Here is a 12,222-nt window from a genome sequence, read left to right on the forward strand (position 1 = left end):
CGTAACATACCCCTGAACAAACATAACCACTGTATAGTTTGAGAAGGGGTGTGTTACGGTCTTCCCTTTATCTTATTCAGTTACAAACGCCACAGGCTGCATAGCGAAACAAATGACGATTGTATTGCACCTATAACCTATGCTATAATTAAGTCAACAAAAGAAGAGCCATCAACGTCTGCTAGCGTTAGGCTCATCTCAAAACAACAAAATGTGATGATGCCTAACGTGTATAAGTACTGGTTATACTTATCTTTACGTTAGGCATTTTCATTATCTATTTAAATAGATCTTTAAACAGGTCAATGATACTTACTATTACAGAAATTAGATAAAGCAATAAAGTATACTTTTCATACTTTCTCATAGTATCACCTCCTCCTAAATTAGGAAGAGACAAGCCTAACTCACATTAGTGACTCTCATACCACCATTATACACCTAGATATACATTATGCGAATTAACAATATTATGAATATCATCTTAAGGAACGCCGTTACGCGTAGTAGCCTTTGTGGCATTTGTAATATTCCTATTAACTGTGCTATAATTAAACCAACAAAAGAAGAGCCATCGACGTCTGCTGGCGTTAGGCTCATCTCAGAAGAATAAAGAGAAATGGCCTAACGTGTATAAGTACTGCGAATACTTATTGTTACGTTAGGCTTTTTCATTTCTATTGAAAGAAACGATAAATATCTATAATCAACTTAAAAAACTTTATCAATAAAGATAACTTTCTAAAATTTCTCATAGAAATCACCTCCTCCCATAATAGGAAGAGATGAGCCTAACAACACGCCAATGACTCTTACAATTTCAATTATAGCACAATCTATTCGTACTGTTTATATGAACTAAATACTCTGAGGAATGCCGTTATGAGTAGCAGCCTTTGTGGCGTTCCTTTTTACCTAAATCATACAAATGCAAGAAGAGCACGACATCTTCCGGAGCAAACCTAACCACTGTATCAGTTCGGGTCAGAATATGTCGTGCTCTTCCCCTTGCTTCTATTTAGTTACAAACGCCACAAGGCTACATAGCGAAATAAGTTCCGTCACAAAAAGCCCCCAAAAGTAAATAGCCTTCTTTTCCTCTAAGTATCCTGTAAGCAAAAAGCACGCAACATGCTCCTGAGCAAACATTATGAAATACCGTTTGTGAAGGAGTGTGTTGCGTGCTTTCCTTATACTACTTCATGATTTATATGAAGGCTATTTACTTTTTACTTTTTGATCCAAGGCATCAATTTACGTAATTCGCCGCCCACTTCTTCTACTTGATGTGCTGCAGATTGTTTACGTTGTTCGTTAAGGTATGGGTAGCCTGCTGCATAGTCACCAAGGAATTGATCAGCAAATTTGCCATCTTGGATATCTTTTAATACACCGCGCATAGCTTCTTTCGCTGCTGCTGGGATTACTTTTGGTCCTGTAATATAGTCACCGAACTCAGCTGTGTTGGAGATGGATTTACGCATTGTTTCGAAACCACCTTCGTAGATCAAGTCGATGATTAATTTCATTTCATGAACACATTCAAAGTATGCATTAACTGGGTTGTAACCAGCTTCTACCAATACTTCGAAACCAGTTTGCATCAATGCACATACACCACCGCAAAGTACTGCTTGTTCACCGAATAAGTCAGTTTCAGTTTCTTGACGGAAGTCAGTTTCCAAAATACCGGAACGGCCACCGCCTACACCAGATGCCCATGCCAATGCCACTTCTTTAGTATCTCCGCTTGGATCTGCGTATACAGCGTACAAGCAAGGAACGCCAGAACCTTCTTGGAATGTACGACGTACTAAGTGACCAGGGCCTTTAGGAGCTACCATGAATACGTTTACGTCAGCAGCTGGTTTAATTTTACCGAAATGAATGTTGAAACCATGAGCAAATGCCAAGTACGCACCTTGTTTAAGATTAGGAGCGATGGATTTTTCGTAAGTTTCTGCTTGCAATTCATCTGGAATCAAGATCATCACAACGTCTGCACCTTTTACAGCATCCCCTGTTTCTTTTACTACGAAACCAGCTTCTTCTGCTTCTTTCCAGGATTTGGAACCTTTACGAAGACCGATTTGTACGTCCATGCCGCTTTCTTTCAAGTTCAATGCATGTGCATGACCTTGGGAACCGTAGCCAAGAACTGTAATTTTTTTACCTACTAATGCTTGTAGATTGCAATCTGCATCATAAAATACTTGTGTGCCTAAAATGTTACCTGCCATTGTGATAACCTCCTACTTTGTAATACATGTGTTAATGTTTATAATTTACTAGATTTTCTAGTGAAATTCAACTGATTTTCAGCCTTTCGGCTTACGGATTTACCATACTTAGTATGATAAATTGGTATGATTAAAAATATCTTTGTACACTCTATAAAAACATTTTATGAAAGTACTTGCAGCCAAGGTCGATCTTGGACCCAAGTCACTTTCACAGACAAACCATAGAGCGCCGATAAAATATCATCGGTAATGACCTCATATTTCGGCCCCGATTGAAAGATTTTGCCTTCTTTTAATAGTGCCACATGGGTCACTGTGGGAAGGATTTCCTCGATTTGGTGCGTCACATAGATAAACGGATAAGGACTGTCCTGAGTCCCACGTTGATTGAGATGACGGAGCAATTGTTCTCGGCTCGGTACGTCTAACCCATTGCATGGTTCGTCTAAGATGAGCAAATCTGGTCTCGTCATCAAAGCACGACCGATTAAAACACGACGTTGCTCCCCTGTGGAAAGTACCCCAAAGTGGCGATGTTGTAAATGTTGTAATCCCATACTTGCTAGGACCATATCACAGCGTTGTTCTTCTTCCTCTATCACTTCTCGATACACACCGATGGTGCCATGCGCTCCAGATAGCAAAATTTGTCGCACCGTTTCGTCTCGCATAGTACGTTCAAATTGCCCCAAGGTAGAGCTGACGAATCCAATACGATCTTTCACATCTTTCCAGACGCATTGTCCAAAGGTATGCCCTAGGACACGCACCTCACCACGGGTGGCACAGGTGTAGGCCATAATCATGCCTAGCAAGGTGGACTTGCCTGCTCCATTAAGGCCGAGTAATGCCCAGTTTTCCCCTGTGTTCACATGCCAGTCCACACCTTGTAAAATCGCTTCCCCATTGCGGACAAAGGTAACTCCTTCGTAATGTAACAACTCACCTTGCTTTGGTATAGCCATTACATTTTTTCTCCACGACTCATAGCGGTGCAACCTGTTTTTGCAATTTCCAGAATGCCATATTCTTTCATAATTTCTATGAAAGCATCTAGTTTCTGCGTTTCTCCTGTAATTTCCATCATGATGGAGTTAGGACCTACATCGAGTACATTACCACGATACACATCTGCTAATTGGATAATCTGCGGTCGCACAGATACATCTGCTTTCACCTTAATAAGCATTAATTCACGGCGCACCACTTGTTCTGGGGAGAAAATTTTGACCTTAATGACGTCAATCAATTTATAGATTTGTTTTTGAATTTGATCTAATTGCACTTCGTCTGTTTCTACGGTCAATGTGATCCGTGCATGATGATTAGGGATAGAGATGCCAGATGTCATTTGTGTAACGGAGTACCCACGACGATTAAAGAGGGACAGGATACGAGCCCCGATACCTGGTTTATTTTTTGTAATGACTAGCACTTGGTGTTGTCGTACTTTACTCATTGTCAGGGCCTCCTTTCAATCCAATCATATCTTTGGCGCTGCAACCTGCTGGAATCATTGGGAACACATTTTCTTCTTTTTCCACAATACAGTTAATCACTACTGGCTCATCGGATAAGATAAGGTCTCGTAATTGACTACGCAAGTCTTCGATGGTGGACAGTGTCACACCTCGCACGCCATACGCTTGTGCCAACACTTCAAAATCTGGACTAATGGATAAATCCACGAAGGAATAGCGATGGTTATTAAAGAGTTCTTGCCATTGGCGAACCATGCCTAAGAAACCATTGTTGATGATGACCACTTTCACAGGGATATTATAAGCTTTTAATAGGAGCAATTCTTGGCTATTCATCTGTAGGCCCCCATCCCCTGTGATGAGCACCACTTTTGTATCTGGTTGTGCCACTTGCGCACCGATGGCTGCAGGCAAACCAAAGCCCATCGTACCAGCTCCACCAGATGTAATGATGGTATTCGGTTTCGAATAGGTAATAAATTGAGATGCCCACATTTGATGTTGCCCTACGTCTGTGACCACGATGGCATTGCCCTTCACAATATTATCGATTTCTTGAATTACTTTTTGTGGTAATAAAGACTCTCCCTCATGAGGGCGAACGCGAATTGGGTATTCCTCGCGCCATTCACGAATACGTTCCAACCAATCTTCATGGGTTTGCGGTGTCAATTCATGGTTCATTTCATTCAACACATGTTTCAAGTCCCCTACGATAGGTACGTCGATTAATTTATTTTTTTCAATTTCTGCTGGGTCAATGTCTACATGTACAATTGTTGCCTGTGGGCAAAATTCTTTTGGCACTCCTGCAATACGATCATCAAATCGTATACCCAATGCCAAAATTACATCCGCTTCATTGGTGGCATAGTTCGCATATACGGTGCCATGCATACCTAGCATCCCCAAGGATAATTGATGTTCTCCTGGAAAAGACCCCAATCCTAGTAAAGTATTTGTGACTGGAATTTGACAGGTAGTGGCTAATTTATATAACTCTTCTGTAGCGCCTGATATTAACACCCCATGGCCAGCGATAATCAACGGTCGTTTCGCTGCTTTTACAATTTCGATAGCCTTTTTGATTTGCTTTTTATGTCCAATATAATTTGGATCATAGCCTTCTAGGGAAATCGGTTCATTAAAGATTGCTTCAAATTCTTCATAAGAGATTTCTGCTAATTGCGCATCTCGTGTGATATCTACTAGCACAGGGCCTGGACGACCGGTTGTGGCTAAATAGTAAGCTTCTTTCACCGTTCTCGCAATATCTCGGATATCCTGTACCAAGTAATTATTTTTCGTCACTGGCATGGTAATCCCAATGATATCAGATTCTTGGAACGCATCTTTTCCTAGCAAGTGGCTGGCCACCTGACCTGTTATGGCCAAGAGAGGAATAGAATCCATATGCGCCGTCATAATACCTGTCACAAGGTTCGTCGCCCCTGGGCCAGAGGTAGCCAAGCACACACCACATTTGCCAGAAGCACGAGCATAGCCGTCTGCCTCATGAGCCGCCCCTTGTTCATGGCGTGCTAAGTAATGGTTGATTCCCTCAAAATCATAAATTTCATTGTATATAGGAATTACGGCGCCGCCGGGATAACCAAATATGTCTGTCACTCCCAAGCGCTTCAATGTTTCTAGGAGTATGCGAGCTCCTCGAATCATCTTCTGTTCACTCATAGTTTATCCTCTTTCTATATCCATCTCATCCATTAGTCATGTTCATTAAATTCATTAGAACTGATACGGTGAATCGTATATCCACGGTCCGCCATGGCAGCCGTAATTTTTTTTATATGATCTTCCCCATTCGTTTCTACAGTCACCACCAACTCCACTTCATGGAAGCGATCTAGATTCTTAAACTGATTATGTTCTAGTTTAATGACATTCGCATTTTGTTCTGCTAAGATTTCAGATACTGCCACTAATTGACCTGGTTTATCTGATAAATTCACAGCAAATGTAAAAATACGACCTCGTACGACTAAGCCTTTAGTAATCATGGACGCAATGGTCAATACGTCGATGTTACCACCGCTCAAAATACTAACCACAGTTTTGCCTCGCACCCGTAATTTTTTCAAACCTGCCACTGAAAGTAAGCCAGCATTTTCACCGATGATTTTATGTTTTTCCGCCAATAATAGGAAAGCTTCCATCAATTCATAGTCGGATACAGTTACGATTTCATCTACATAATTTTGGATGTATTCCAAATTCTTGGAACCGATTAATTTTACGGCTGCCCCATCTGCAATTGTACTCACCGATGGAAGTGCTACTGGTTTTCCCTCTTCTACAGCAGCTCTTGCACTGGCTGCGCCCTCTGGTTCTACGCCTATAATCTTTACTTGTGGATTTTTTAGCTTAGCTGCTGCTGCCACGCCGGAGATCAATCCGCCACCACCAACTGGTACTAAAATAATATCTGCATTTGGTAATTCTTCTAAAATTTCTAAGGCAATGGTCCCTTGCCCTTCAATGACATCTTCATCATCGAAAGGATGGACGAACACATAGCCGTGCTTCTCTTGTAGTTCACAAGCCTTTTCATAAGCTTCGTCATAGACTTCGCCAGCGAGCACTACTTCTGCTCCGTATTGGCGCGTCGCCTCTACTTTAATGAGCGGTGTATGGCGTGGCATAACTATAACTGCTTTAATGCCCAATCGTTGTGCTGCTAGCGCCACACCTTGCGCATGGTTGCCTGCAGAGGCGGCGATAACGCCACAGGCTTTTTCTGCTTCTGTTAATTTGGAAATTTTATTGTATGCGCCCCGTAATTTGAAAGACCCTGTGCGCTGTAAATTTTCTGGTTTAATATATACATGATTGCCTGTTTCTTGCGAGTACACAGAGCTATGAATTAATTTTGTTTTCACGGCGATGGTAGCCAATCGCTCCCTAGCCTCCATGAAATCGTATAATTTATGCATATAAACGTCCTTTCCTAAATATGTATTCTATCTACGGACCTGTACTTCCCTCATAGATATGTATCCTGACTACATTCCCTCTTATGCTTCATCTAGGATTTCGATGGCACCTTGTGCAGCAGAGGATACATGCATAGCATATTTTTTCAAGTACCCTGTGACATCTGATTTGTACGGTGCTAAGTTTGCTTTTCTTCGTGCAATTTCTTCCTCTGAAAGTTTCACATTCAAGGAACGATTTGGAATGTCGATTTCGATGATATCTCCATCTTCTACGATGGCAATAGTGCCACCAGATGCTGCTTCTGGAGATACGTGACCAATGGATGCGCCACGAGTAGCACCAGAGAAACGACCATCTGTAATCAAGGCTACGTCTTTACCAAGACCCATACCTGTGATCGTCGCTGTTGGTGTCAACATTTCACGCATACCTGGACCACCTTTTGGACCTTCGTAGCGAATGATGACTACATCGCCTTTCACAATTTTATGACCCATGATTGCTTCTACTGCTTCTTCTTCACTGTTGAAGACTTTTGCTGGACCAGAGTGAACGAGCATTTCTGGATCTACAGCACCTTCTTTGACCACGGAACCGTCCGGAGCTAAGTTACCTTTCAGTACAGCGATACCACCTGTGGTGTACACTGGGTCACTCCAAGGATGGATCACATCTTCGTCTAGGACTTTCATAGTTTTAGCAATCGTACCTTGATCCACCAGGCTCACAGATTTTGCACTTTCATGTAAATGTCCTTGTTCTTGTAAACGATGCATTACCGCATACACACCGCCTGCGGCATGTAAATCCTCGATGAAATATTTACCAGATGGAGACAATTTAGCCAATTGTGGTGTATCACCTGCAATGCGGTTGAAATCATCCAATGTTAAGGATACGCCCGCTTCATGAGCGATGGCTGGTAAATGTAGCGCCGTATTGGAAGATCCACCCAATGCCATGTCAACTGCTACCGCATTTTCAAAAGCCTCTTTCGTCAATACATCTTTTGGACGTAAGCCTTCTTGCAAGACTTCCATTACTTGCATGCCCGCACGTTTTGCTAGACGCAAACGCTCGGAGTATACTGCTGGGATCGTACCATTACCAGGTAATGCCATACCCAATGCTTCTGTTAAGCAGTTCATCGTATTCGCTGTATACATACCAGAGCAAGATCCGCAAGTTGGGCAAGCTACGTTTTCAATATGTTCTAATTCTTCTTCGGAAATGAGGCCTGCTTCAAATTTACCCACCGCTTCAAACACGTCGGATAAACCTATTTTTTTGCCATTGTGCACGCCTGCTAGCATCGCACCACCAGAAACGAATACAGATGGTAAGTTCAAACGAGCCGCCGCAATCAACATACCTGGCACGACTTTATCGCAGTTAGGAATGAATACCATTGCATCGAATGGCGTGGCCATAGCAGAGGCCTCAATGGAGTCAGCGATAATATTGCGTGTCACCAAGGAATATTTCATACCGATGTGGTTCATCGCCAATCCATCACAAATACCGATGGTATTAAATTCCATAGGAATACCGCCAGCCTCGCGAATACCATCTTTCACAGACTGTACAAGATTTTTCAAATGCACATGACCTGGAATGATTTCGTTGAAAGAATTGGCAATCCCGATGATTGGTTTTCCAATTTCCTCGTTGATGAAACCTAATGCTTTTAATAATGAACGATGAGGAGCTCTTGTAGCTCCTTTTGCTACTCTATCACTGCGTACCATATAATGATCCTTTCTACTTATATAAACATGATTTATAACACTTGTTATAGTCGCATATTGTTGTCTATATACTATGTGCATAACACTGAAATAATTGAATGGGATTTCTATTGGATAGTTCTATGATTTTATATCTAACATGTTCCCAATCCACATCTAGTATTCTGACATACTATGTTAGACATAAAAAAGGGCGATCCCTGAGGAATCGCCTTTTCATATATATGTATGCACGTTAATCAAATAGACTACAACACCCTAGATTCCTTATGTTGTACACAAAGAAACCTAAGATGGTAGCTCTACCGAAGAAAAGGCGACCTCTATGGAATTGTTAGTTCTAATGACGTTCGCTAAAATGAACAGGACGAGCACGAGAATTGCTAACAATGCCATGATAATCTCCTTTCTGTACGATATGCGTACGAATCTTAACTATAAGTGTAATACTTTAAAAATAAAATAACTGTCTACTATTGTAACACCTTTGTCCACTGTGTGCAAGTAGATATCTATATTTTTTTACTCTTTCAGATGTGTTATTTTCCACAATCTGTTATACTATAGGTGTTACTTCCCCCATACTGGTAACAGAAAGGGGGTGAACTTAATGTTAACATTAATTATTACACTTTTTATCTCGATTACGGCAAATGTTCTCGCTTATTACATTTGTAAATGGTTAGATCGAGTATTTAAGAAGTAACTAGCCTAGCCTTGTCAGCTATATAGACAAATAAAAACACCCAGGTCTCGCCACCTGGGTGTTTTTTGTGAACCTAATGTTAACTATTTTCACACTTTTTTCGCTTGCCAACATTATATCATAATTACAAAAAAATTAAAACCCCACGGTTGGCAGACCGTGGGGTTTCTTTTGTTTGCAATTAGAAAATCCTCAAATTTATCCAAATCCATTATATCACTTTCCTAGTATATTTTCTAGTATATAAGAAACACCCAAGTCTCGCCACCTGGGTGTTTTTTTTGGTGAGCTTTATGGAATCACCATTACTCTTTTTCGCTTGTCTTTATTATAGCATAGTTAAGTAAAGAATAAAACCCTATTCCCCTAAAAAGCGTTTTGCCTCGCAGTAGTTTACGATACCTTCTACTACTTTTTTAGCTTCACGCATAGCCAATACTACGGTAGCTGGTTTATGCACTACGTCACCGCCTGCGAATACACCTTGACGGCTTGTCATACCATATGGCATATCTCGTGTCACCACATAGCCAGACTCATTCACTTCAATACCATTACCAGGACCCACTAAGCGTGTGTTTGGTTTGTGACCGATGGCCACGATGATTTTATCCGCTGGTAACGTAAAGTCTTCGCCAGTGCTTTTCACAGATCCATCTTCTTGTAATTCTTGTCGTGTAAATGTCAACCCTTCCACGATATCTGAACCAGTTACTTCTTTTGGAGCGGCTAAGAATTCAAAATGAACGCCTTCTTCTTTTGCTTCTTCAAATTCAGATGGGTTTGCTGGCATTTGTTCTTCTCCACGGCGATACGTCACTGTTACACTTTCAGCACCAAGACGAACACAAGTACGAGCCGCATCCATCGCCACATTACCAGCACCGATGATGAGAACTTTATCACCTTTATATACAGGAATTAATGATTCTTCAGCTCTACCATTTTGTACTAATTGTACAGATGTCAATAATGCCATCGCCTGTAACATACCTGCTTTGTCATCACCTGGTAAAGAAATTTCCATTGGCACATGAGTACCGGTAGCAATAAAGATAGCATCAAAACCTTCTTCAAACAGAGCATCTAAGTTACGATCTGGACCGATAGTGACATTACATTCAAAAGTAACACCTAATGTTTCTAAACGCTTCACTTCACGACGTACAATTTCTTTGCCTAAACGGAACTCCGGAATCCCAAACAATAGGATACCACCTGGCTCATCTTGGCGTTCAAATACTGTCACATCATAGCCTAATTTTGCCATATCTCCAGCCACTGTTAATCCAGCAGGGCCAGAACCAATAATAGCGATTTTACCTTGGTCTTTACGATTTGGTTTTATCTTGCGAAGATTATTATTGCTTTCAAAATCTGCAGCAAAGCGCTCCAATTTACCGATATTAATGGGTTTGTTCGCACGATTTAAAATACATGCCCCTTCACATTGTTTTTCACGAGCACACACACGGCCGCACACCGCTGGCAAGCTGCTACGCTCTGCAATAATATCGTTGGCTAATCCAAAATTACCATGTGCAATAGCTTGGATGAAACGAGGAATTTCATTTTCAATAGGACAACCTGTACGGCACAATGGCTTCGCACAGTTCAAACAACGCTTTGCCTCTGCAAAGGCCTCTTCCATCGTATAATCTTTATCAAATTCTAGTTCATGTCTTAACTCCATAAAGACCTCCTTGCACCACTCTGGTGACACACTTTTCCTTTATATACTCTATGTATAGGTTCTTATTGATTCCGATATCATATCTATAGTATACCATAGGCAACTATACTTCACTGTAACAATGGCTACACCCTTGCTATATCTATGACTAAAAGTGCTCCTTTTCTTAGTGAAAGTACTAAAAGATATATTCTATAGTATATCATATGTGCGCACTGTGTGTAACTATGTATTTTTATATATTATGAAACGATACGCCTATCGTTTCACTATCCTTGCAACGATGCAAAAAAGAGGTCCACCTCATGGGTAGGCCTCTATATTCATAGTGATTAGTTTGCAGATGTAATGGTTCCTTTGAAAGTTTCTGCAATGAATTGTTTAATGGCCTCAGACTGATAAATCTCTGCAATTTTTTTGTATGTTGCGTTGTCTTTATCTTGTTCACGTGTAGCCAAGATCATCACTGCTAATGGCTCATCTTTTGGTTCTAAGTACAATCCTTTTTCACCTACGTTGATACCTGCGCTTTGCACGTAGTTCATCGGAATCGTCGCTAATGTCACATCATCTAAGCTACGAGGTAATTGTGCTGCCTCTAGCTCTTGAATTTTTAGGTTCTTAGGATTTTCCACAATGTCTGCTACTGTAGCTTTAAAACCAACGCCTTCTTTCAATTTAATAAGACCTGCTCGTTGTAACAAGGCTAAGGCACGTCCACCATTCGTTGGATCATTTGGAATTGCTACTGTGTCGCCGTCTTTCACATCGATAGGAGATTTTACAGAATTACTGTAGATACCCATTGGCATTAAAATGGTTTTGCCGATTGGCACTAGTTTAGAATTATTTTGCTTGTTAAAGTTTTCCAAGAACGGCACATGTTGATATGCGTTCAATTGGATATCTCCGTCTGCCAAGGCTTTATCTGGTGTGATATAGTCGGAAAATTCTACTACTTTCAACTGGATGCCTTGCTTTTGTGCTTCTTTCGCTACCGCCTCAGCCACTTGTGCATGAGGACCTGCCGTAGCGCCAATTTTAATTTCTTGCGTTGTTGTCGATGTACTACAGCCCGCAATACCTAACGCCAATATACCCACCAATAGTGGTGTGAATAGTGATTTTAATTTCATAATTCTATCCTTTCATAACTACAAATACTACTAATAAAATTTATATTTCAATTCTGAGTATACAGAATATCATAAGAATCTTCTCTTGCCCAATATAAATTTTATTACACTATTAATAGGTAAAAACTATAAATTATATACATTAAAACTTTTTTTCATAGTCACAAATAATTGAGTTTCTAAAATATTTAAGTTATTATAATCATGTTTTTATTTGAAAGGAGTAACTATATGTCAACTTTTTACAAATGGCATAAGAT

The 12,222-nt window shown here is 40.7% G+C and carries 8 protein-coding genes; all 8 read right to left on the minus strand.

Features of this window, described 5'->3' with window-relative positions:
* Positions 1–1,229: 1,229 nt before the first annotated feature.
* The gene (gene ilvC, locus EO119_RS07845; RefSeq protein ID WP_126941364.1) at positions 1,230–2,240 is read right to left on the minus strand and encodes a ketol-acid reductoisomerase; all 1,011 of its coding nucleotides are present in this window, start codon (positions 2,238–2,240) and stop codon (positions 1,230–1,232) included.
* Positions 2,241–2,404: 164 nt separating this feature from the next.
* A complete protein-coding gene (locus EO119_RS07850; RefSeq protein ID WP_126941366.1) occupies positions 2,405–3,208 on the minus strand; it encodes an ABC transporter ATP-binding protein in 804 nt (267 codons plus the stop codon).
* The gene (gene ilvN / locus EO119_RS07855; RefSeq protein ID WP_009353959.1) at positions 3,208–3,702 is read right to left on the minus strand and encodes an acetolactate synthase small subunit; all 495 of its coding nucleotides are present in this window, start codon (positions 3,700–3,702) and stop codon (positions 3,208–3,210) included. Before ilvN ends, EO119_RS07850 begins: the two co-directional genes overlap by 1 nt.
* Positions 3,695–5,416 (minus strand): biosynthetic-type acetolactate synthase large subunit, encoded by a 1,722-nt coding sequence (gene ilvB / locus EO119_RS07860; protein WP_126941368.1) that lies wholly within the window; start codon positions 5,414–5,416, stop codon positions 3,695–3,697. The genes ilvN and ilvB overlap by 8 nt, the downstream gene beginning before the upstream one ends.
* A gap of 32 nt (positions 5,417–5,448) precedes the next feature.
* On the minus strand, positions 5,449–6,675 hold the full coding sequence (gene ilvA / locus EO119_RS07865) for a threonine ammonia-lyase (protein ID WP_062402280.1): 1,227 nt from the start codon (positions 6,673–6,675) through the stop codon (positions 5,449–5,451).
* 81 nt (positions 6,676–6,756) lie between these two features.
* The gene (ilvD, locus tag EO119_RS07870) at positions 6,757–8,427 is read right to left on the minus strand and encodes a dihydroxy-acid dehydratase (protein ID WP_009353988.1); all 1,671 of its coding nucleotides are present in this window, start codon (positions 8,425–8,427) and stop codon (positions 6,757–6,759) included.
* Positions 8,428–9,491: 1,064 nt separating this feature from the next.
* Positions 9,492–10,826: an NAD(P)-dependent oxidoreductase gene (locus tag EO119_RS07875; protein WP_126941370.1), complete on the minus strand. Its 1,335-nt coding sequence runs from the start codon at positions 10,824–10,826 to the stop codon at positions 9,492–9,494.
* Positions 10,827–11,158: 332 nt separating this feature from the next.
* Positions 11,159–11,962 carry a MetQ/NlpA family ABC transporter substrate-binding protein gene (locus EO119_RS07880; RefSeq protein ID WP_062402273.1) on the minus strand — a complete coding sequence of 268 codons (804 nt, stop codon included), beginning with the start codon at positions 11,960–11,962 and terminating at the stop codon, positions 11,159–11,161.
* Positions 11,963–12,222: the final 260 nt, after the last annotated feature.

Origin of the sequence: Veillonella sp. CNR 79/14 (genome assembly GCF_003992185.1) — a bacterium.
In the GTDB taxonomy this organism is placed as follows: domain Bacteria; phylum Bacillota; class Negativicutes; order Veillonellales; family Veillonellaceae; genus F0422.